Raw genomic sequence first — 20,857 nt, 5'->3', positions numbered from 1 at the left:
AGGATGACGCGAGTTTGGCAGGACGCAGGGAGCCCTCGTCCGTTTGCCACGAACGGCCGCTAAACCATCCCGCTTAGCGGCCATTTGCGTCAGATGGGCGCCTCGAGGTTGCCTGGGCCGCGGCGATTCGGCGTCCGTTTGCCACGAATGGCCGCCAAACCACCCCGCATAGCGGCCATTTGCGTCAGATGGACGTGTTCGGCTAGCCGGAACTCGGCCGGATCTCCCGCAGGACGGCGCAGTCGACCGCGGCTAGACTCCGGCCGTCTCGCCGACGGTTTCCTGCGCCACAACGGAAGCATCCTGTCCCGCTTTCACCGTCAGGTAGCCGCTACGGCCGGCCCAGCGCTCAAACCAGACGGTGGCGAAAGGGAACACCGCGGAGAGCCCGGCGAAGAGCGCCACCCGGAACGGCCAGCGCTGCAGGCCCCATAGGCTCAGTGCTGCAATCCCGTAGCCGATGAAGAGTGCCCCGTGGATCGGCCCCGCGATTTCCACTCCCAGTTCCGTGGTCCGGGTGACCCATTTGAGGAACATGCCGACCAGCAGCGCGGCCCAGCTGAAGGCCTCGGCGATCGCGAGGACCCGGAAAATACGGATCACGGCAGTGGTGGAAGGCAGTTTCATAGTGGAGTCTCCGGTTCTGTCCGAGGGACGTATAAGAAGGTCGTGAGCAAAGAAAACGCCCCGGCTGCCGGCCTGAAAGGCGGTTACCGGGGCGTCTCTTGAGTCTGGCGTGTGGCCTAGCGTCCGCGGGCGGCTTTGCGGTCCGGGCGGGCCTTGTAGGGATCGATGCCCTTGGGGATGGGCAGGCGGCTTCCGAGCGAGGAGATGCGCTTGGAGACGGTGCTGACCTCGAGCTTGGTCAGTTCGTTCTTCATCTTGGTCATCTTCTTGGCGACCTGGCTGATGGGAACCTGGCCTTCGCCGCGGCCGGTTTCGATCACGTGGATGGTGACGTTGGGCAGGATGCGGGCGAGACGCTTGCGTTCGGCGTCGAGCAGCGGCTTGACGCGCGTGGTGGGGCCTTCGCTGACGAGCACGACGCCGGGGCGGCCGATGGCGCGGAAGACGGCGTCCTGGGTGCGGGGGTTCACGGCGACGGGCTGCTCTTCGACGATCCAGCCGCGCTTGAGCGTGCCCAGCGCAGCGCCGGACGCGCCGGGCTGGTTTTCAATCCGTGCGAAAGCCGCGCGCTCGGCGCGGCGGGACAGGATCAGGGTGGCGGCCAGGATGCCCAGCGGGATACCGATGATCAGGCCGGTAATCCAGTTGTCCAGCGCGAAACCGACGCCGAAGCTGACAGCGACGACACCGAGGAACGCCAGCAGCATCAGCCACGGAACCATCGGATCGTGCTGGCGGGTCATCTGGAAGACCTCGCCAATCTGCTTCAGGCGGCTCGGCTTCTTGACCTTGGCCGCCTTGGGCTTACGGGAAAAGAGGCCGCGCTTCGGAGCATCAGAAGCCGGTGTGGAGTTGCTGGAATCAGGGGAAGTCGCCATAGTGCCTTAATTCTACGTGATGGACGGCGAAGGGCCGGACGCCGAATTAATCCGGTGCCGGCCGTGCGCCGCAATCGTTACAGCTGGATTCAGGAGTGCGCTGCGAGCAGTGAGCTGGCTTCCTGGCGGGTGCTGCCGGAGCTTTCGATGTGGGCGAGCTGGGCCGGAATTTCCCAGCCCTTCTTGCGCATCGCGGTTGCCCAGAGACGTCCGGCGCGGTAGGAGGAACGCACCAGCGGTCCGGACATGACGCCGAGGAAACCGATCTCGTCGGCTTCCTGCTGCAGGTCCACGAATTCCTGCGGCTTGACCCAGCGGTCCACCGGCAGGTGCCGCTCGGACGGGCGCAGGTACTGGGTGATGGTGATCAGGTCGCAGCCGGCCTCGTGCAGGTCGCGGAGCGCCTCGGAGATTTCCTCGCGGGTCTCGCCCATGCCCAGGATCAGGTTGGACTTGGTCACCATGCCGAGCTTGCGGCCCTGGGTGATGACATCCAGCGACCGGTCGTAGCGGAAGGCCGGACGGATGCGCTTGAAGATCCGGGGCACGGTCTCGACGTTGTGCGCGAACACCTCGGGCTTGGAGTCGCAGATCGCCTCGATGTGCTCGGGCTTGCCGGAGAAGTCCGGGATCAGGAGCTCGACGCCGGTGCCCGGGTTGAGTTCGTGGATCTTGCGGACGGTTTCGGCGTAGAGCCAGACGCCCTCGTCGGCGAGGTCATCGCGCGCCACGCCGGTGACGGTGGCGTAGCGGAGCTGCATCGACTGGACCGAGCGGGCCACCTTGGTGGGTTCGAAAACGTCCACGGGGGAGGGCTTGCCGGTGTCGATCTGGCAGAAGTCGCAACGGCGGGTGCATTCGGAGCCGCCGATCAGGAAGGTGGCTTCCTTGTCTTCCCAGCATTCGAAGATGTTGGGGCAGCCGGCCTCTTCACACACGGTGTGGAGGCCTTCCTTCTTGACGAGGTTCTTGAGCTGCACGAACTCCGGACCCATCTGGACCTTGGCCTTGATCCATTCCGGTTTGCGTTCCACCGGGGTGGCCGCATTGCGCTGTTCGATGCGCAGCATTTTCCGGCCTTCTGGTGCCAGGGTCACAGTAGAGCTCCTTCATGGGTTGCAACTAGCGCTTCTTCATTGTTGCGCAGTTCTTCGATGATCCGTGAAACGAGGTCGGCGGGAGTGACTTCCCGGCCCGTCTCCTGGGAAATAGTGGTGACGCCGGCGTCGGTGATGCCGCACGCGATGATCTGGGCATACGGGGCAAGGTCGTTGTTGCAGTTGATCGCGAAGCCGTGCATCGTGACGCCCTCGTGGACGCGGATGCCGATCGCGGCGATCTTGCGCGCCGGACCCTTCTCGTCCTGGTCGATCCAGACGCCGGCGCGGCCCTTGATCCGGACGGCCTCGATGCCGTAGTCGGCCAGGACGGCGATGATCACGGCTTCGAGCCGCTCCACGTAGTCGCGGATCCCGGCCGGGTTCTTCAGCTTGATGATGGGGTAGCCGACGAGCTGTCCGGGACCGTGCCAGGTGAGCTTGCCGCCGCGGTCCACCGGGACCACGGGGGTGCCGTCAAAGGGGCGCTCGTGGTCTTCGGTGCGTTTGCCTGCCGTGTAGACGGCGGCGTGTTCGAGCAGCAGGACCGTGCTGGGGGCCGCGCCGGCGGCGACGCGCTCATGGAGTTCGCGCTGGATGTCCCAGCCGCGGGTATATTCGACGAATTCCGGGGCGAGACCCAGCTGGGAGAACTCAAGAGTCATGGCATCCAGCTTAGACCCCGGCCGTCCCAGCAGCTGATTCTGTGGTGAAGCTCTCACCGTCCTGTGGATAACTTCTGCGGGATTTCCGCAGATCCGGTATTCCTTGGACATGGAGGATTACGCACGGACCAGCGGTTCGGCGCCCGAGGTGCCCGGGTTCGACGTCGGCCGCTGTTTGGGGCGCGGCGGCAACGCCACCGTGTGGCTGGTGACCGAACGCCAGACAGGCAGCGAGTACGCCCTGAAGTGCTTCCCTGCCGGCGATGGCCTCGAACGGGGCGACGCGGAGGAAGCCATTCGGCGCGAGGTGAGGATCCTGTCCGTCCTTGACCATGAGCACCTGGTGCGGGCGCACTCGGTGGTGCGCCTGCCGGGCGGCCAGGTGGGTCGTTCGGGCGATGACGACGCCGACGCCGACTGGGGCGAGGCGATCGGGCTGATCATGGACTATGCGGCGGGCGGTTCAGTGGAGCAGCTCGTGGCCGGCCGGGGGGAGCTGGGGCCGGGGGAGACGGTGACGGTCCTGACTCCGATTGCCCAGGCCCTCGCGTACCTGCATGGCCAGGGATTCACGCACGGCGACGTCTCGCCCGGCAATGTGCTGTTCACCGCGCACGGCAAGCCGCTGCTGGCGGACCTTGGCGTGGCGCGCATGGTGGCTGACGCCACGGCCGTGGCCGGCGCCGGGACCGACGGCTTCCGCGACCCCGCGCCGGTGGACGCCGTCCGGGCCGGACTGCAACCGGAGCGTGACGTGTATTCGCTCGCGGCGCTGGGCTGGTACTGCCTGACCGGACGGTCTCCCGAGCCTGGTGCGCAGCGGCCGCCGCTGCCGCTGCTGGTTCCCGGAGTTCCGGCGGAGCTGGCCGCAGCGCTGGAATCCGGACTTCATGAGGACCGCAGGCTGCGGCCTTCTGCTGCGGAGCTGGCTATTGCCGTCCACCGCAGCGCCGTGGCAGCACCGGTTGACCTGTCGGTCTCCGTCCACCCCACGGTCATCCCACAACTGCTGACGCGGCGCTCCTTGCCCGCCACGGCGCGGGAACGGCGGGTCGAACAGTTCCGGGTCTTTCGGCGACGCTTCCACAAGCCCCGCGTGGCCTGGCCCCCTCCGCCGGGAGGGCCGTCCGGCACCGGGAGACCCTCCCGGAACGCCGGCGCGCGCCACTCGGCCCGTTCGGGCGTGGAAGCCTCCGATGCCGCCGGTTCAGGCGCAGTCCACTCAGGTGTCGTCCGCTCAGTTGGTGTCCACTCAGGCGCCCCCCGCTCGGATGTCGTCCGCTCGGATGCTGTCCGCTTAGGCGCCGCCCGCACTGGCGCAGCCCGCCGAAATCCGTTGGGCCTCCGCGGTTTCCGGGCCGCAGCTGTGGGACTGGCCGTCCTGGCTGTCCTCGTTGCAGGGTGGGGCCTCGCGGGATGCCCGGTACCCCCGGCATTCCCGGGTTTCGCCGCGATGGAGGCTGAGGCTGCGAAGGAGCCCGCGCAGGCTGTCCCGGACCCCGCTCCGGAGCCTGCGACGCCAGCCATGGATGCGGCCGCCGTTCCGCCCGAGGTGCGGGCGCAGCTTGACTCACAGAACCCCGAGGAAGCGGTCCGTGGGCTGGCTTGGCTTCGCTCTCTGGCGTTCAGCACGGGGGACTTCCGGCTGCTGGATCAGGTCAACGTCCCGGCGTCGTCTGCGGCCGTGGCGGACGGACGCATCAGCTCCGGCCTCGAGGAGTCGGGCCGGGTGCTGGCAGCGTTCACCACTGTCGTGACCCAGGCGGCGGCCACCGAAGACAGCGGCGGACTGCTCGCCGTGGTGGCCGTCACTGTCAGCACGTCCGCGTATCAGGAACGGGCCGCCACCGGGGTTGTGGTGGGCGAGGCTGCTGCCGTGCCGGAACAGCGGCTGCGGCTGGTGTTGGCCCCGGTCGAGGGCCGCTGGCGGATCCAGGACATTCTTCCCGCGAGTACCGGCACCCCCGACGCCGGCGGTGCCGCAGCTGGCACCCCCGACGCCGGCGGCTAACGGACGTCGGGGATGCTCAGGATTTCGTACCGCGTTCCGCCACCCAGGCGGCGGCCTGCGCGAGGGACGGGTGCTGCCATTCGAAGCCTGCCCCGCTGAGGGCTGCTGGCTCCATCCGCTGGCTGGCGAGCAGCAGCTCGTCGGCGAGCTGGCCCATCACCAGGCGCAACACCGGCGCCGGGACGCGGAGCACCGCCGGCCGGTGCAGGGCGCCGGCCAGTTGCGAGATCAGGGAGTTCACGTCGGCGCTCTCCGGGGCGCAAACGTTCACCGGCCCGGACAGCGGACTCTCAAGCAGGAACGCGAAGGCGCCGGCGACATCGGGCAGCGTGATCCACGGCCAGTACTGCCGGCCGTTGCCCAGCGGGCCTCCCACGCCCAGGCGCAGCAGCGGCATCAAGCGTCCCAAGGCGCCGCCCGAACGGCTCAGCACGACGCCGGTTCGGGGCGTGGTAACCCGGACGCCGGCGGGAGCCTCGTGCGCGGCTGCCTCCCAGTCGGCGCAGATCCGGGCGAGGACGCCGCTGCCGGCGGGTGAGTTCTCGCGGAGCAGCTCGGGACCGGCACTGCCGTAGTAGCCGGACGCGGACTGGCTCAGAAAGACCGCGGGCGGGGTATCCAGGCGGGCCATGGCCGACGTCAGTGTCCGCGTCGCGTCCAGCCGGGAGCTGCGCAGTTCGCTGATCCGTGCCCGGGTCCACGGCCGGTCGCCGATGCCGGCGCCGGAGAGGTTGATCACGGCGTCCGCTCCCTTCAGTGCGGCGTCGTCGATGCGGCCCTCGCCGGGATTCCACTGGAACTCGCCGGGTGCGGCGGGGGGCCGCCTGACTAGGGCGCCGACGTCGTGCCCGGCGCTGCGCAGGGTGCTGGAAAGGGCGGTTCCGATCAGCCCGGAGGCTCCGGCAACAATGATTCGCATGATCCATCTCACCATGCCCGGCACGGCCGGGACACCTCCCGGGCGGGAGGGCCGGTCTTGACTATGATCGGACGATGACTTCTTCGCGCTACTTCCGTTTCCCGCATCTGCACGGCGATCTGGTCACCTTCGTGGCCGAGGACGACGTCTGGATTGCGCCCCTCGGCGGGGGCCGCGCCTGGCGCGTGTCCTCGCTGCAGCTGCCCGCCCGGAACCCCCGTTTCACGCCGGACGGCAAGAAGCTGGTGTGGACGGTCGTTCAAGGAACGGCGCCGGAAGTTGTCACCGCGGATGTCGACGGCGGCGGCTACCGCCAGTTGAGCTACTTCGGCCACGCGTCCACGAAGGTCAAGGGCTTCACGCCCGACGGCGATGTCCTGGTCACGAGCGCCTTCCGCCAGGCCGACAGCCGCCTCACCCATGCCTACAGCCTTCCCGTCACGGGCGGCTGGGCCACTGAACTCCCGCTGGGCCCGGTGGAGTCCGTTGCCTTCGGGCCGGTGGTCGGCGACGAACGTCCCGTTGTCCTGGCCAGCGTGCTCTCCCGCGAACCCGCATGGTGGAAGCGCTACCGGGGCGGCACCGCCGGCAAGCTGTGGATCGACGGCGACGGGAACGGCGAATTCGAACGCCTCGCCGCAGAACTGGACGGCAACCTGACCGACCCGATGTGGGTCGACGGACGGATCGCCTTCCTCTCCGACCACGAGGGCTACGGCAACGTCTACTCCGTGCTGCCCAACGGCTCCGACCTGCGCCGCCACACGGACCGCGAGGACTTCTACGTCCGCCACGCCGCCACCGACGGCAGGCGCATCATCTTCGAATCGGCCGGCGAACTGTGGCTGCTGCCGGACCTCGGCTCGGACGCCGTCAAACTCGAGATTTCGCTGGGATCGGCTTCCCAGGCCCGCCGCGCGGCGCCGCTGAAGACCTCACGGCATCTGGGAGACGTGGTTCCGGACCGCACCGGCGGCTCCAGCGCCGTGGAATCCCACGGCACGCTGCACTGGCTGCGGCACAAGGACGGGCCCTCCCGCGTCCTGGAAGCCACCCCCGGCGTCCGGGCCCGCCTGCCCCGACCCTTTGGCGAGGGACGGATCGCCTACGTCGCCGATCACGACGGCGTCGAGGCCCTGTACCTGCGGGCAATTGCCGGCAACCCCGATTTCGGCACGAAGTCCGGCAGCCAGCCAGCAGCTCCGGCACAGCAGGCCCCCTCGTCTATGCAGGATTCCGACGCCGGCGCGCCCCTGCCCAGGCCCGTTTCGGCTGCAGCCCTCACCCGGCCCGACGCCGTGACCGCCGTCCCGGCGGCAGGAGCGGACGGACCGGACCGCCACCCCGCGAACACAGCCGACACCGCCGGCGGCAACGCAGACGACGCCGCTGGTGCGGCGGAAGGCTACCCCGCTGCGCAGCAGGGGCAGTCACGCCAGTCCAGCCAGTCCACCAGGATCGATTTCCCCAAGCCCACGCGGGCCAGCGCCATCGAGGCCAGCCCGGACGGGAACTGGCTCGCCGTCGGCACGGCCTTCGGCGACATCTACCTCGCCGACACGCGCACCGGCGCACTGTCCCTCGTGAGCAGCATCGGCGAGGGCAGCATCGAAGGCTTCAGCTGGTCCCCGGACTCCGCCTGGCTGGGCTGGTCCGAGCCGGTCACGTCCTTCGGCTCCCGCAGCCGGCTGCGGATCACGGCCGTGGACGACGCCGGCAACGCAGCGGACGGGAAGCGCGCCATCGTCGAGGTCACCGACGGACGCTTCCGCGACGAATCGCCGTCGTTCACCCCCGACGGCAAGTACCTCGCATTCCTCTCCAACCGCAGCTTCGACCCGGTCTACGACGGGCACTCCTTCGACCTGTCCTTCCCCAGCCCGATCAAGCCCTACCTCGTGGCCCTCGCCGCGGACACCCCCTCGCCCTTCGGCCCGAGCGTTGACCTGCAGGAAGACCTGCGGGACCCCCTGCGGGACGACACAGCCGGGACTCCGGCGGAGAAGTCCGTTGGGCAGCACGTTCCGGTAGTCCGGGTCGACGCCGAGGGCCTGGCCCACCGCGTCATCAGCGTGCCGGTTCCGCAGGGCAACTACTCCGCCCTCACCGCCGCCGCCGGGGCCCTGCTCTGGCTCGACAGCGAACTCTCCGGTGCCACCGGCGAGGGCCGCGCCAGCGTCGAGGACAAGAACGCGGCACCCTGCCTCGTCCGTTTCGACCTGGCCCGCCGCAAGACCACCACGATCGTGGACGCGCTGGACAGCTACCGGCTCTCCGGCGACGGCGAAAAGGTTGTGGCCCTGCACGACAAGCAAATCCGCGTCTCGCCCGCCGGCGCCAAGGCGGACGAGGAGTCCGGCCAGCTGGTCAAGGTGGACCTCAGCCGCATCCGCGTGCAGCTGGATCCGCTCAGCGTCTGGGGGCAGGCCTTCGATGAAGCCTGGCGGCTCCAGCGGGACTTCTTCTGGACCGAAGACATGGCCGGGCAGGACTGGGACTCCGTGCACGCCCGCTACCGTCCCATCGTGGACCGGCTCGGCTCGCACGATGACCTCGTGGACCTGCTGTGGGAGCTCCACGGTGAACTGGGCACCTCCCACGCCTACGTCCGCCCGGCCGCCGTCACCGAGAACGGCAGCAACGGCCAAGGTCGCCTTGGCGCGGACCTCGTCTTCGCCGGGGAGGGCTGGGAGATCACCCGGATCCTCGCGGGGGAGTCCTCCGACCCGCTCGCCACCTCGCCGCTGACCCGGCCCGGTGCTGACGCGAAGCCCGGCGACGTGCTGCTGGCGATCGACGGCGTCGAGCTCACCGAGGCGCGCACTCCCGCCATGCAGCTGGTCGGCGCCGCAGGACGCGCGGTGGAGCTCACCCTGCGCAACGGTGCCGGGCACGGCGACCAGGCCGGGAAGCAGCGCCGCGTCGCCGTGGTCCCGGTCAAGGACGAGGAGCGGCTGCGGTACCAGGAATGGGTGGCTTCCAACCGCCGGACTGTCCGGCAGGCCTCGCAGGGGACCTTCGGCTACCTGCACGTTCCGGACATGATGGCGAACGGCTGGGCCCAGCTGCACCGCGACCTTGACACCGAGACGGCCCTCGACGGGCTGATCGTCGACGTCCGCCGCAACCGGGGAGGACACACCTCCCAGCTTGTTGCCGAACTCATCGGCCGCAAGGTCACCGGCTGGAGCATGCCGCGCGGCGAGAGGCCGCGGACCTACCCGCACCACGCGCCGCGCGGTCCCGTCATCATCCTGACCGACGAATTCGCCGGTTCCGACGGCGACATCATCACCCAGGTCTCCAAGCTGCGGGGGATCGGCCCCGTCATCGGCACCCGGACCTGGGGCGGCGTCGTCGGCATCGATAACCGCTTCGCCCTGGCCGACGGGACCGGCGTGACCCAGCCGCGTTACGCCACGTGGTTCTCCGGCGGGGTGGGCTGGGGGGTCGAGAACTTCGGCGTCGCGCCCGACATCGAAGTGACCTTCCCGCCGCATGCCTATGCCGCCGGCACGGACCCGCAGCTGGAATACGGCATCGGCGCGCTCAAGGAAATGATCCAGGAGCTGCCCACCGACCGGCCGCCGCTGCGCGAAGGCTACCGCCTCGTCCGGCCTGCCCCGCTGCCGGCCCGCCGCCAGGGCAGCTAGCCAACACCCCCAGACGGGCACCCCCGACGGGCACACCCCCCGACGGCGAAGGCCCCCGTTCCCTGACCAGCAGGGAGCGGGGGCCTTCGCCGTCTAGCGGCAGGTGCTAGGAGACCAGCGTGGCGTCCAGGGTGATCTTGATGCCGGTGAGGGCGGCCGAGACGGGGCAGCCCACCTTGGCTTCCTCGGCGAGGCGCTGGAATTCGTCCTCGGAGATGCCCGGAATGCGTGCGCTCACGGTCAGGTGGCTGTCCGAGATGCCGGTCCCGGGAACGAACGTGACGTCCGCCTTGGTGTTGACTTCTTCGGGCGTGTGGCCGGCGCCGGCCAGGGCGTGGCTGAAGGCCATCGAGAAACAGGCCGAGTGCGCGGCGGCGATGAGTTCTTCGGGGCTCGTCTTGCCCTCGGCCGCTTCAGCGCGTGCCTTCCAGGTGACGTCGAAGTTGCCCAGTCCGGAGCTGTCCAGGGTGGTGTTGCCGGCGCCTGACATCAGGTCGCCGTTCCAAACGGTGTGTGCGGTGCGTGTTGTTGCCATGTCCACTCCTCGTCATAGTTCAATGCGTGATCCGGCGCGTGCGCCGGTCGTGCCGTGTCCCATCCTAGGGATTCAGCCGGGCCGGCGCACGGGGGTTCCGCTGTCAGTGGATTGTGACCCGCGCACGGCGCCACCGGCAATGGGCCATCGGTACAGTGTCGGCATGGAAATCACTGAACCCGATGCGCCCGCGGCGCGCATCGCCACAATCATGGTCAACGCCGTGGATGCCGAGCGGCTGGCAGAGTTCTGGGCGGCTCTGCTGGGTACCGCGGTATCTTCGCGCTTCGATCAGTTCGTCTGGCTCCAGCCCGCCGGCCCCGGAGCACCACAGCTGGCCTTCCAGCAGGTCGAGCAGCCCACGGAAGGCAGGCGCCGCCTGCACCTGGATATCCACGGGCCCGATCCCGCGGCGCTGCGCGCTCTCGCCGAGTCGCTCGGTGCCGGCTTCGTCGAAGGCAACGACATTGGCGATTTCCACTGGGACGTCATGCAGGATCCCGAAGGCAACGAGTTCTGCATTGCCGGCGATTGAGCTTTTGAAACCGGGCTGCGACGCGGCTTAACGACGACGGCGACGCACCCCGCGCGGGATGCGTCGCCGTCGTCGTTAAGTCGGGGGACTACTGCCAGAGCGTGGCGATGGCCACGTTCAGCAGTGCCAGGCCGCCGACGCCGTGCGCGAGGCCCTTGCTGATCGGCTCGTCCTTCTTGTACTTGCGGCGGCCGATGAACGCCAGCACGAAGACCACCAGAGCAATCCCGAACTTGACGCCGAGCTTGGGGTAGTTCGCCTGCATGTCCAGGGCCGGGATGAGACCCATCATGACGACGCCGGTGATGAGCTGCAGGGACGCGCCGTCGAACTGGCGCGGGTGGACGGTGGGCTTTTTCATTTGGCCGATCCAGATGCCGACGATCATGGCGGCGCCGACGATGTGCAGGAAGACCATGACGTTATAAGCGATGTTCATGGCATCAGTCTAGCCAGAGTCTTCTACGCACCGTAGTAGGACCCGCGGTGCGGCTCACAATGGACCAGCAAGCGGCGACGGCGGCACGGGCACTCCGGTGGTTTCCCACCGGCGCCCGCACCGCCGTCGGCGTGCTTTTTTTGGAGCCTACAGCCCGAGGTCGGCTTCGAAGGCGCCTTCCTCAAGGCGTGCCTTCAGCGTCTGCAGGAAGCGTCCCGCGTCGGCGCCGTCCACCAGGCGGTGGTCGTACGTCAGGGAGAGGTACATCATCGAACGGATCGCGATCGAGTCGTCGCCGTTCTCATCGGCGACCACGACGGCGCGCTTGACGATCGCGCCGGTGCCGAGGATGGCCACCTGCGGCTGGTTGATGATCGGGGTGTCGAACAGGGCGCCTACGGAACCGATGTTGGTGATGCTGAAGGTTCCGCCGGAGAGCTCGTCCGGGCCGATCTTGCCGTCGCGGGTGCGGCCGGCGACGTCGGCGATCTTGCCGGCCAGGCCGGCCAGGTTCAGGTTGCCGGCGTCGTTGATGACCGGAACCAGCAGGCCCTTGTCCGTGTCCACCGCAATCGCCAGGTGCTCGGCGTTGTGGTAGGTGATTTCCTGCTTGTCCTCGTCGTAGGAGGCGTTCACCTTGGGGTGCTGCTTCAGGGCCTCGGCAACAGCCTTGGCGATGAACGGCAGGAACGTCAGCTTCGAGCCGTTCTGGGCCTGGAAGGAGTTCTTGGCCTTGGCCCGCAGCTTGGCGACCTTGGTCATGTCCACTTCGTGCACCTGGGTCAGCTGGGTGGAGATGTCCAGCGACTCCCGCATGCGGCGGGCAATGACCTGGCGGATCCGCGGAGCCTTCTGCACGGTGCCGCGCAGCGAGGACTGGTCAGCGGACGGGCGCGCAGCCGGGGCAGCGGAAGCTGCAGCGGCCGCGGGAGCCGGGGCTGCCTTGGCTTCTGCTGCTGCCAGCACGTCCTGCTTGCGGATACGGCCGCCGACGCCGGTGCCGCTCAGCGAGGAGATGTCCACGCCCTGCTGGTTGGCGAGCTTACGGACGAGCGGAGTGACGTAGCCGGACTCTGCGGCAGCAGCAGGAGCTGCGGCCGGGGCCGCTTCCTTGGCCGGTGCGGCGGGGGCTTCCTGCTTCGGAGCCTCCTGCTTCGGGGCTTCAGCCGGAGCAGCTTCCTGCTTGGGGGCCTCTTCCTTGGGAGCTTCCGCTTCCTTCGGGGCTGCTGCTTCTTTCGGAGCTTCCGACGACGGTGCCGCAGCAGGGGCGGCAGCGCCGGAACCGATCACGGCGAGGACGGAGCCGACCTCGGCCGTTTCATCCTCGGCGACGCGGATTTCCTGCAGGGTGCCGGCGACCGGGGACGGGATCTCGGTGTCGACCTTGTCGGTGGAGACCTCGAGCAGCGGCTCGTCGACCTCAACGGTGTCGCCGATGCTCTTGAGCCAGCGGGTGACGGTGCCTTCGGTGACGCTCTCGCCCAGGGCGGGGAGCGTGACTTCGTGGCCTTCTCCGGCGGGAGCGGCCTCGGCGGCGGGTGCCGGCGCGGCGGCTTCGGCAGCCGGTGCTTCGGCTTCCGGAGCCGGAGCCTCGGCAGCGGAGGGGGACTCGGCGGGCGCCTCTTCGGCGGCCGGGGCCGCAGCCTCGCCGGAACCGGAACCGGAGCCGTCGCCGATGCGCACGAGCGGTGCGCCGACTTCAGCGGTCTCGTCTTCGGCGACGAGGATTTCCTCGATCACGCCGGCGATCGGAGAGGGGATCTCGGTGTCTACTTTGTCGGTGGAAACCTCGAGCAGCGGCTCGTCCACTTCTACCCGGTCACCTACCTGCTTGAGCCAGCGGGTGACGGTTCCTTCGGTGACACTCTCACCGAGGGCGGGCAAGTTAACGGATTCAGACATGTCGTCCCCGTTCTCCTTATTGATCTGTAGTGCGGATGATTGCTGCCTTGGTTGAGCTTAGTGCACCCGGCATTTCGGACCGGGTGCACTAAGCGCAATGTTCTTGCGGTGGTGCGGGCGTAACTGCTAGCCGTGAAGGGGCTTGCCGGCCAGCGCCAGGTGCGCCTCGCCCAGGGATTCGTTCTGGGTCGGGTGGGCGTGGACCAGCTGGGCCACGTCCTCCGGGTAGGCTTCCCAGTTCACGATCAGCTGGGCTTCGCCGATCTGCTCGCCCATGCGGGCGCCGATCATGTGGACGCCGATGACGGGGCCGTCCTTCTGACGGACCAGCTTGACCAGGCCGGACGTGCCCAGGATGGAGCTCTTGCCGTTGCCGGCGAGGTTGTATTCCTGGGTCTGGATCTGGTCGTCGCCGAACTTTTCCTTGGCGGCCTTCTCCGTGTACCCCACCGTGGCGATTTCGGGCTCGGCGTAGGTGACCTTGGGGATGTTGACGTCTTCGACGATAACGGGCTTGAGGCCGGCGATTTCTTCGGCGACGAAGATGCCCTGCTGGTAGCCGCGGTGCGCGAGCTGGACGCCGGGGACGATGTCGCCGACGGCGTAGACGTTGCCGACGCCGGTGTGCAGGCGTTCGTTCGTGATGACGAAGCCGCGGTCAATGGTCAGGCCGGCATCTTCGTAGCCGAGGTTGGCCGTGACCGGTCCGCGTCCGACGGCGACGAGCAGGAGGTCGGCTTCGTAGGTCTTGCCGTCCACGAGGGTGACCTTGACGCCGTCGGCGTTCTGTTCGACGCCCTGGAAGAAGGTGCCGGTGGAGAACTTGATGCCGCGCTTCTTGAAGGCGCGCTCAAAGGCCTTGACGATCGTGGCGTCCTCGTTCGGGACCAGCGACGGCAGGCCCTCGATGACGGTCACGTCGACGCCGAAGGACTTCCAGACGGAGGCGAACTCGACGCCGATCACGCCGCCGCCGAGGATGATGGCGCTCTTGGGGATGAAATCCATGGTGAGGGCTTCGTCGGAGGTGATGACCTTGCCGCCGATTTCCAGGCCCGGAAGGGTGCGGGAGTACGAGCCGGTCGCGAGGACGATGTTCTTGCCCTTGTACGCGGTGCCGTTCACAACGATGGTGTCGGTGCCCTGGAGCTTGCCTTCGCCCTCGATGACGGTGATGCCCTTTTTGCCCTTGATGAGGCCCTGCAGGCCCTTGAACTTGCCGGCGATGATGCCGTCTTTGTAGGCGTTGACAGCGGTGATGTCGATGCTGTCGAGGGTGACGTTGACGCCGTACTTCGCCGAGTCACGGGCGTGGTCGGCCAGTTCCGCGGAGTGCAGCAGGGCCTTGGTGGGGATACAGCCGTTGTGCAGGCAGGTGCCGCCGAGTTTGCCCTTTTCGATCAGGCCGACGGTGAGGCCGAGCTGAACGGCACGCAGGGCAGTTGCGTAGCCGCCGCTGCCGCCGCCGAGTACCAGGATGTCGAATTCTTGCGCAGTTGCCTGATCGGCCACTAAAACGCTCCCTCGCGTGAACGATGACACGAGAGTACGCATCATCTGGTCTTGGAACTTCCCTGCCGTGATTATGCCAGCAGGCCAGTTCCCTTTCGTTTGGAACTACCGGAGTTCACCTTAGCGAACCACTAATACATGCTCCACCTTGCCGTGGCGTTTGTGGAGCGCTTGTGTCCAGTGTCACGCGGGTTTGTGGCCGGGGGATCAGCCCCGGTCACAAACCCGCGAGGACGGTTGGATGTCCGCGGTCAGGCGGATTTGGCGATGATGTCCTCGGCATATGCCACGAGCGTGCGCACCGTGCAGCCGGTGCCCTGCTTGTGGTTGTAGCCGTAGGGGCTGCCGTTGTTGAAGGACGGGCCCGCGATGTCGACGTGGGCCCAGGGGATCTGCTCGCCGTCCTTGCCCTTGCCGACGAATTCGCGCAGGAAGACGGCTGCCGTCATCATGCCGCCGTGGCGTTCGCCGATGTTGGCGATGTCCGCGACCTGTGAGTCAAGGCTGGGGCGCAGCTCCTCCGGGAGCGGCATCGGCCAGACCAGCTCGCCGGCGCGGTCGGCGGCGGCCTTGAGCGGTCCGGTGACGGAGTCCGAACCCATGAGGCCGGCGGTGCGGTCACCCAGGGCGATCAGCTGCGCGCCGGTCAGGGTGGCGACGTCGATGATGGCGTCCGGGAATTCCTGGCTCGCGGCGACGATGCCGTCCGCCATGACCAGACGGCCCTCGGCGTCGGTGTTCAGGACCTCGACAGTCTTGCCACCGAAGATGGTCATGACGTCGGCGGGACGCTGGGCCGCTCCGGACGGCATGTTCTCGGCGATGCACAGCCATGCGGTCGCCTTGACGGGCAGGCCCATGCCGGCAAGGGCCAGCACAGTGTTAAGGACGACGGCGGCGCCCGCCATGTCGGACTTCATGTCGCCCATGCCGAGGTGCGGCTTCAGCGAGATGCCGCCGGTATCAAAGGTGATGCCCTTGCCCACGAGGGCGATCTTGGCGGCGGCCCTGGCGGGGGAGTACTCGACCTTGACCAGGCGCGGCTGCCGGGTGGAGCCCTTGCCGACACCGAGGATGCCGCCGAAGCCTTCCTTCTCGAGGCGCTTCTCGTCCCAGACGGTCACCTTCACGGGCAGGCCCTTGGACAGTTCCTTGGCCGCTTCCGCGAAGGATTCGGGGTAGAGGTGGCTCGGGGGCTGGTTGACCAGCGTGCGGGTGGCGTTCACGGCCTTGCCGATGTGCGCGGCACGGTCCAGGACCTCCTTGAGGCCCTTGTCCGCGGCGAGGTCGGTGACGATCAAGACGTTCTTTACCGGGTCCTTGAGGCCGTCCTTGGAGGAGCGGTACTCGGTGAACGAGTAGGCGCCCATCGCGGCGCCCTCGGCGACGGCGGCGACATCGCCGAGTGACGACGTCGGGAGGGCCAGTGCGACGGTGCTGACGCCGGCCAGCTGGCGGACGGCCGAGCCGGCGGCGCGGCGGAGGGCTTCTTCGGTGAGCGGCTGCGTGGCGGATACCTTGCCGACGCCGGCGAGCACCAGGACCTTCGCCCCGGCTTCTGCCAGGCCGGGGAGGCGGTGGGCCTGGTCGGCTGCGCCGGTGATGCCAAGAACACTCAGTGATTCCGCCAGGGCCTCGGCGGCCTTGGCCGTCAGGGGGTTGCTGAGCAGGACGGGGCCGTCCGTTCCCTGCCCGACGCCGATGACGAGGGCGTCGCTGGGGGACTTCTTGAGATCCCCTGCGATTGCACTGAGTTTCACTTCGGTATTCTTGACCACGAGGAAAGTCCTCAATTCTTTGAGTATTTTCGGCAGGAACTGCATGTTCGGCGCCCTGCCATGGAACGGAAGCCACTGTCGGTTTGAGACGGGACCATTCGGGACAAAGACATCGTGTCTTCAAGCCGTCATGGGGCCAGCTCCGATCGTAGTCTCTCTCCGGCGCGGGTGTTCAATTGAATGAGAGCTGGAGCACACCCCGATCAGGAATGCCGCCGCGGTCCGGCGTGTTGTACCCGATAACAGCGCCGCCGCCCCGCAGGGCCCTCCCGGACGCTCCCCACGACTACGACGAAAGGAACATGCCGTGATTGAACGGATTTCCGGCTCCTTGCTGGACCCCGAAACGCTCTACCTGCGTGATGACGCGCTGTTCCACAGCCCCGAACTGCGCGGACTGAACCTCGTCATGGGATTCACCGGGTTCGCCGACGCAGGACACGTCGTCAAGCAGATCACCGCCGAACTGCTGGACACCCCGGACGTCGGGAGGGTGGCAGAGTTCGACGCCGACCAGCTCATCGACTACCGCACCCGACGCCCGCAGATCAGCTTCGTCGAGGACCACCTGCAGGACTACCAGGCGCCGCGCCTGGCACTGTACCGTCTGGTCGACGGGCTCGGCAGCCCGTTCCTGCTCCTGGCCGGCTTCGAACCGGACCTGCAGTGGGAGCGGTTCGCCCGCGCCGTCGTCGGAATCATCGAGGAGCTGGACGTCAACCTCGTCACCTGGATCCATTCGATCCCGATGCCCGTGCCGCACACCCGCCCCGTCGGCGTGACGGTGCACGGCAACCGGCCGGACCTCATCGAGGGCATTTCGGTCTGGAAGCCCACCGTCGAGGTGCCCGCCGCCGTCGGCCACCTCCTGGAACTGCGGCTCACGGAAGCCGGGCGCAATGTTGCCGGCTATGTCATGCATGTCCCGCATTACCTTGCAGAAGCCGAATACCCGACCGCCGCCGTCGCCGGCCTTGAATACCTTGGCGCGGCCACCTCGCTGATGCTGCCCACGGACCGTCTCCGCGAAGCGGGCCGGGAGGTCGGACGCCAGATCGCCGAGCAGATTGACGCCTCGGAGGATGTGCAGCAGGTGGTTTCCCGGCTCGAAACCCGCTACGACGAGAACGCCGAAGGGACCGTCCGGCGGTCCCTGCTCGCCGACGAGAACGACCAGCTGCCCAATGCGGATGCCCTCGGCGCCGCCGTCGAGGCCTACCTGGCCCGTAAAGAACCCGGCGAATAAATACTATTTTTTCCACCTGCTGGGCATAATGGAGGAGTGACTTCACCGCGTGCCTGGCTGATCTGGATCATCGGGGTCTTCGCGTACCTCGTGGCAGTGAGCCAGCGCACGTCCTTCGGCGTGGTGGGACTCGAGGCCACGGAACGCTTCCAGGCCGGCGCGGCCGAAATCTCGTTCTTCACCGTGCTGCAGCTCCTCGTCTACGCCGCCTTGCAGATTCCGGTCGGCATCCTTGTGGACCGTTTCGGTTCCCGGGCCATGATTGCCGGCGGCGCCGTGCTCATGGGCCTGGGGCAGCTCCAGCTGGCGTTTGCCGAGAACATCCCCGGCGGCGTGCTGGGCCGGGTACTGGTGGGCGCAGGGGACGCGATGACCTTTATCTGCGTGATCCGGCTGCTCCCGATCTGGTTCGCCCCCGCCCGTGTCCCTCTGCTCACCCAGCTGACAGGAATGTCCGGCCAGCTCGGCCAGCTCTTTTCCGTAGTGCCGTTCGCCATGATCCTGCATCTGGCCGGCTGGACCCCCGCCTTCCTGACGCTCGCGGCCATGTCGGCCCTTGCCCTGGTGCTGGTGCTGGTCCTGCTCCAGGACTTCCCGCCGGGGCACCCCGCGCGGGAACCGTCCAGCGGGCTGCGCGCCACCGGGATCTCGCTGTCCCATGCCTGGCGCCAGCCCGGCACCCGGCTGGGACTGTGGAGCCACTTCACCGTCCAGTTCAGCGGCACCGTGTTCGCGATGACCTGGGGTTACCCGTTCCTGATCTCCGCGCAGGGACTGGACACCCCCACGGTCTCGGCGCTCATGACTCTGTACGTGGCCACGGGCATCGCCGCCGGGCCGCTGATGGGCACCTTCGTTGCGCGGCACCCCCTGCGGCGGTCCACCATGGTCCTGCTGATCTCCGCTGCCACCGCCGCGGCGTGGGCGGCCGTGCTCATCCTTCCGGGGCGTTCCCCCTTATGGCTGCTGGCCGGGCTCGTGGTGGTGCTCGCCGTCGGCGGCCCCGGTTCCATGATCGGCTTCGACTTTGCCCGCACCTTCAACCCGGCGCACCGGATCGGCACTGCCACCGGGATCGTGAACGTGGGCGGCTTCATCGCCTCCCTCATCGCCATTTACCTCATCGGACTGGTCCTGGATGTCCTCTACGCCACCGGATTCTCCCGGGGCGAGCTGTACGGGCTCGATCCGTTCCGGATCGCCCTGAGCGTGCAGTTCCTGCTGCTGGGAGGCGGGGCCGCGGCCATCCTGGTCATCCGGCGGAAGGTGCGGCGGCAGATGGCAGCCCAGGGCGTCGTGGTGCCGCCGCTGCTCGAGGCCCTCGCCGAACAGCGCCGGCTCAGCGCGGAGCGGCGCCGAACGCCAGATCGCTGACGCCCTGCTGTTGGGCTCCCTGATCGGCGGAACGTGTCTCGCCTCCGACGGTTGCCCCCGACGGTTTCCCCCGGGGTTGTCCACATAGCGCACCCCGCCCCTGACCCGGGCCCGCCGGCCCGGCCAAGCTGGCCTTATGACAGCTCAAGATCACCTGAGAATCACCGGCCCGGAGGATATCCTCGGGTTCATACCGCATTCCCTCGGCTACTGGCCGGCCAGCAGCCTCGTGGCCATGACCATGCAGGGCAAACGGCTCGGAGCCACGCTCCGGGTGGACCTTCCCACCCCTGAGAGCCCCGAGGGCCCGGGGTCGGCCGGGCCGGCCGCCTTTGCCCGTTCCGTGGCGTCCTATCTGGAAGCCGACGACGAAGCGGACGGGTCGCTGCTCGCCTTCTTCACCGACGCCGACGCCCGCCAGGACAGTGCACCCTGGGCGGCGCTCCTGGCCGAGCTCGAACATGCGCTGGCCGACGCCGGCATGCCGGTCCGGGATGCTTGGCTCGTCGGCGCGGAGTACTGGCGCAATGCCTACTGCCTTGACCCGTCGTGCTGTGCACCGCCGGGCCGGCCCGTGGACGAGATCAGGAACAGCCGGCTGAACGCCGAGATGGTGTTCCGTGGCAGTACTGTCGGCGCGGCCCCCGGCGCCGAGCTCGGAACGTCGCCGGCGGTTGCGGATCCCGCAGTGCTGGAGGCCCAGCGGGACTGGGCGCGGCTGTTCTCCTCCCGCGCGCGGGACCAGGCGCAGTTCGCCCAGGTCCTGGACGTCTGGTCCCGGGTCCTGGCCGCGGCCTCGCCGCTGCCCCAGATGCCGGCGGCGCTCACCGGGTACCTGCGGGCGTCCCTGTGCGTACTGCCCTGGCGCGACGCGGTCCTGGTGATGGCCGCGGCCGGGCCCGAGACCGCCGAACGCGGCGCCGAGGAGTTCGGTGTGTTCGACTCCGGGGCACCGGGCGGCGGTGCGCCCGGCGCCGGGCGGAATGGTCGGCCGCCTGAATCAGTAGCGGGGGCGCTGGCGCCTGTTCCGTTGCCGCCGCTGGACGGATTCCCGCCGCGGGAGCCGCGTGGCCGGGGAGCCGGGTCCGGCAGCGCTTTTGTGAAGCAGCCGCCGCCGGAGGTGGCAGGTTACGGGGAGGTACTGCTGGGACTGGCGCCACCGGTGCCCGACTGGCCCAGGATGGCCAGCCTGGAGCGGATTCTTGAGCAGCTCGGGACGGACGGCGGCGAGGCCGGAGCAGCCGCACTGACCGGGCGGGGGTGGATTGAATGGTGCCGGGGCAAGGGGTCCTACGCCCACGCGTTGTTCAGCCGCGCGGACGCGGAACACCCGGGCTACCGCTTGGCTGCACTGCTGGACGAACTCACAAGCCGCGGCACTCTCTGTGGCTGGGCGGGCAGGAGGGAGACGGCCTGGCAGCGCTTCGAGCCGGACGTGGCCTGACGAAAGCCATAGCGGGGCGGTGCGGAAGCGGGGCGGGCAAGCGGAAGCGGTGTGCGGTGCGGTGGGTGGGGTGGGGTGGGGTGACGTAAGGCGGGGCGGCGCGGCCCCCGCCGCGGTCGGGCCGCGGCGCCGGTCGCAGGATATTGCAGCTGGCTGGCCACGATCGGCGGCGAGCGGTGTCGATTCCGAAAATCGTGAGACAATGGTTGCCGAGACCCGGTTGGGTCCGTGTATTAAGTGCT

The 20,857-nt window shown here is 68.4% G+C and carries 16 protein-coding genes; 6 read left to right on the top strand and 10 right to left on the bottom strand.

What is annotated here, in order from left to right:
* Positions 1 to 252: 252 nt before the first annotated feature.
* From AC1DC5_RS12355 to lipB, 4 genes are all read right to left on the bottom strand, one after another.
* Complete coding sequence (locus AC1DC5_RS12355) at positions 253 to 627, bottom strand: DUF3817 domain-containing protein (RefSeq protein ID WP_476865339.1); 375 nt, start codon at positions 625 to 627, stop codon at positions 253 to 255.
* 116 nt (positions 628 to 743) lie between these two features.
* Positions 744 to 1,505, bottom strand: coding sequence for a DUF4191 domain-containing protein (locus tag AC1DC5_RS12350; RefSeq protein ID WP_441405380.1), 762 nt, complete (start codon positions 1,503 to 1,505; stop codon positions 744 to 746).
* A gap of 89 nt (positions 1,506 to 1,594) precedes the next feature.
* A complete protein-coding gene (gene lipA, locus AC1DC5_RS12345; RefSeq protein ID WP_476865338.1) occupies positions 1,595 to 2,602 on the bottom strand; it encodes a lipoyl synthase in 1,008 nt (335 codons plus the stop codon).
* On the bottom strand, positions 2,599 to 3,267 hold the full coding sequence (lipB, locus tag AC1DC5_RS12340; RefSeq protein ID WP_476865337.1) for a lipoyl(octanoyl) transferase LipB: 669 nt from the start codon (positions 3,265 to 3,267) through the stop codon (positions 2,599 to 2,601). Before lipB ends, lipA begins: the two co-directional genes overlap by 4 nt.
* A gap of 109 nt (positions 3,268 to 3,376) precedes the next feature.
* Here lipB and AC1DC5_RS12335 point away from each other — a divergent pair, with 109 nt between their 5' ends.
* Positions 3,377 to 5,278 (top strand): serine/threonine-protein kinase, encoded by a 1,902-nt coding sequence (locus AC1DC5_RS12335; protein ID WP_476865336.1) that lies wholly within the window; start codon positions 3,377 to 3,379, stop codon positions 5,276 to 5,278.
* 16 nt (positions 5,279 to 5,294) lie between these two features.
* On the opposite strand, the gene AC1DC5_RS12330 is transcribed toward AC1DC5_RS12335, so the two are convergent.
* Positions 5,295 to 6,197 carry a TIGR01777 family oxidoreductase gene (locus tag AC1DC5_RS12330; RefSeq protein ID WP_476865335.1) on the bottom strand — a complete coding sequence of 301 codons (903 nt, stop codon included), beginning with the start codon at positions 6,195 to 6,197 and terminating at the stop codon, positions 5,295 to 5,297.
* 74 nt (positions 6,198 to 6,271) lie between these two features.
* On the opposite strand from AC1DC5_RS12330, the gene AC1DC5_RS12325 reads away from it, so the two are divergent.
* Complete coding sequence (locus AC1DC5_RS12325) at positions 6,272 to 9,850, top strand: S41 family peptidase (RefSeq protein WP_476865334.1); 3,579 nt, start codon at positions 6,272 to 6,274, stop codon at positions 9,848 to 9,850.
* Between the two features lie 106 nt (positions 9,851 to 9,956).
* Here the strand turns inward: AC1DC5_RS12325 and AC1DC5_RS12320 are convergent, their stop codons facing one another.
* Positions 9,957 to 10,385, bottom strand: a complete 429-nt coding sequence (locus AC1DC5_RS12320; protein WP_476865333.1) for an OsmC family protein — start codon at positions 10,383 to 10,385, stop codon at positions 9,957 to 9,959.
* Positions 10,386 to 10,548: 163 nt separating this feature from the next.
* Between AC1DC5_RS12320 and AC1DC5_RS12315 the strand changes: the two genes are divergently transcribed.
* On the top strand, positions 10,549 to 10,920 hold the full coding sequence (locus AC1DC5_RS12315) for a VOC family protein (protein ID WP_476865332.1): 372 nt from the start codon (positions 10,549 to 10,551) through the stop codon (positions 10,918 to 10,920).
* A gap of 88 nt (positions 10,921 to 11,008) precedes the next feature.
* On the opposite strand, the gene AC1DC5_RS12310 is transcribed toward AC1DC5_RS12315, so the two are convergent.
* The 4 genes from AC1DC5_RS12310 to AC1DC5_RS12295 form a co-directional block, all read right to left on the bottom strand.
* A complete protein-coding gene (locus tag AC1DC5_RS12310; protein ID WP_441406970.1) occupies positions 11,009 to 11,359 on the bottom strand; it encodes a hypothetical protein in 351 nt (116 codons plus the stop codon).
* 147 nt (positions 11,360 to 11,506) lie between these two features.
* Entirely contained in the window at positions 11,507 to 13,261 is a 1,755-nt protein-coding gene (gene sucB, locus AC1DC5_RS12305; protein ID WP_476865331.1) for a 2-oxoglutarate dehydrogenase, E2 component, dihydrolipoamide succinyltransferase, read from the bottom strand.
* A gap of 126 nt (positions 13,262 to 13,387) precedes the next feature.
* The gene (gene lpdA, locus AC1DC5_RS12300) at positions 13,388 to 14,773 is read right to left on the bottom strand and encodes a dihydrolipoyl dehydrogenase (RefSeq protein WP_476865330.1); all 1,386 of its coding nucleotides are present in this window, start codon (positions 14,771 to 14,773) and stop codon (positions 13,388 to 13,390) included.
* Positions 14,774 to 15,024: 251 nt separating this feature from the next.
* Positions 15,025 to 16,551 carry a leucyl aminopeptidase gene (locus tag AC1DC5_RS12295; protein WP_441406971.1) on the bottom strand — a complete coding sequence of 509 codons (1,527 nt, stop codon included), beginning with the start codon at positions 16,549 to 16,551 and terminating at the stop codon, positions 15,025 to 15,027.
* Between the two features lie 307 nt (positions 16,552 to 16,858).
* Between AC1DC5_RS12295 and AC1DC5_RS12290 the strand changes: the two genes are divergently transcribed.
* The 3 genes from AC1DC5_RS12290 to AC1DC5_RS12280 all read left to right on the top strand — a co-directional run bounded on the left by AC1DC5_RS12290 (position 16,859) and on the right by AC1DC5_RS12280 (position 20,615).
* Positions 16,859 to 17,797, top strand: a complete 939-nt coding sequence (locus tag AC1DC5_RS12290) for a proteasome assembly chaperone family protein (RefSeq protein WP_441406967.1) — start codon at positions 16,859 to 16,861, stop codon at positions 17,795 to 17,797.
* Positions 17,798 to 17,833: 36 nt separating this feature from the next.
* Positions 17,834 to 19,171, top strand: a complete 1,338-nt coding sequence (locus tag AC1DC5_RS12285) for an MFS transporter (RefSeq protein WP_441406966.1) — start codon at positions 17,834 to 17,836, stop codon at positions 19,169 to 19,171.
* Positions 19,172 to 19,307: 136 nt separating this feature from the next.
* Entirely contained in the window at positions 19,308 to 20,615 is a 1,308-nt protein-coding gene (locus AC1DC5_RS12280; protein WP_441406965.1) for a DUF4192 family protein, read from the top strand.
* The last annotated feature ends 242 nt before the right edge of the window (positions 20,616 to 20,857 follow it).

This window comes from Arthrobacter sp. 10L424 (assembly GCF_056395325.1).
This window is presented reverse-complemented; position numbering and strand designations above follow the sequence as displayed.

Excerpts from the sequence above, each read along its gene's own strand:
- AC1DC5_RS12355 (WP_476865339.1), bottom strand. The coding sequence starts at position 627 with ATGAAACTGCCTTCCACCACTGCCGTGATCCGTATTTTCCGGGTCCTC.
- AC1DC5_RS12350 (WP_441405380.1), bottom strand. The coding sequence starts at position 1,505 with ATGGCGACTTCCCCTGATTCCAGCAACTCCACACCGGCTTCTGATGCT.
- lipB (WP_476865337.1), bottom strand. The coding sequence starts at position 3,267 with ATGACTCTTGAGTTCTCCCAGCTGGGTCTCGCCCCGGAATTCGTCGAA.
- AC1DC5_RS12335 (WP_476865336.1), top strand. The coding sequence starts at position 3,377 with ATGGAGGATTACGCACGGACCAGCGGTTCGGCGCCCGAGGTGCCCGGG.
- AC1DC5_RS12330 (WP_476865335.1), bottom strand. The coding sequence starts at position 6,197 with ATGCGAATCATTGTTGCCGGAGCCTCCGGGCTGATCGGAACCGCCCTT.
- AC1DC5_RS12325 (WP_476865334.1), top strand. The coding sequence starts at position 6,272 with ATGACTTCTTCGCGCTACTTCCGTTTCCCGCATCTGCACGGCGATCTG.
- AC1DC5_RS12320 (WP_476865333.1), bottom strand. The coding sequence starts at position 10,385 with ATGGCAACAACACGCACCGCACACACCGTTTGGAACGGCGACCTGATG.
- AC1DC5_RS12315 (WP_476865332.1), top strand. The coding sequence starts at position 10,549 with ATGGAAATCACTGAACCCGATGCGCCCGCGGCGCGCATCGCCACAATC.
- AC1DC5_RS12310 (WP_441406970.1), bottom strand. The coding sequence starts at position 11,359 with ATGAACATCGCTTATAACGTCATGGTCTTCCTGCACATCGTCGGCGCC.
- sucB (WP_476865331.1), bottom strand. The coding sequence starts at position 13,261 with ATGTCTGAATCCGTTAACTTGCCCGCCCTCGGTGAGAGTGTCACCGAA.
- AC1DC5_RS12280 (WP_441406965.1), top strand. The coding sequence starts at position 19,308 with ATGACAGCTCAAGATCACCTGAGAATCACCGGCCCGGAGGATATCCTC.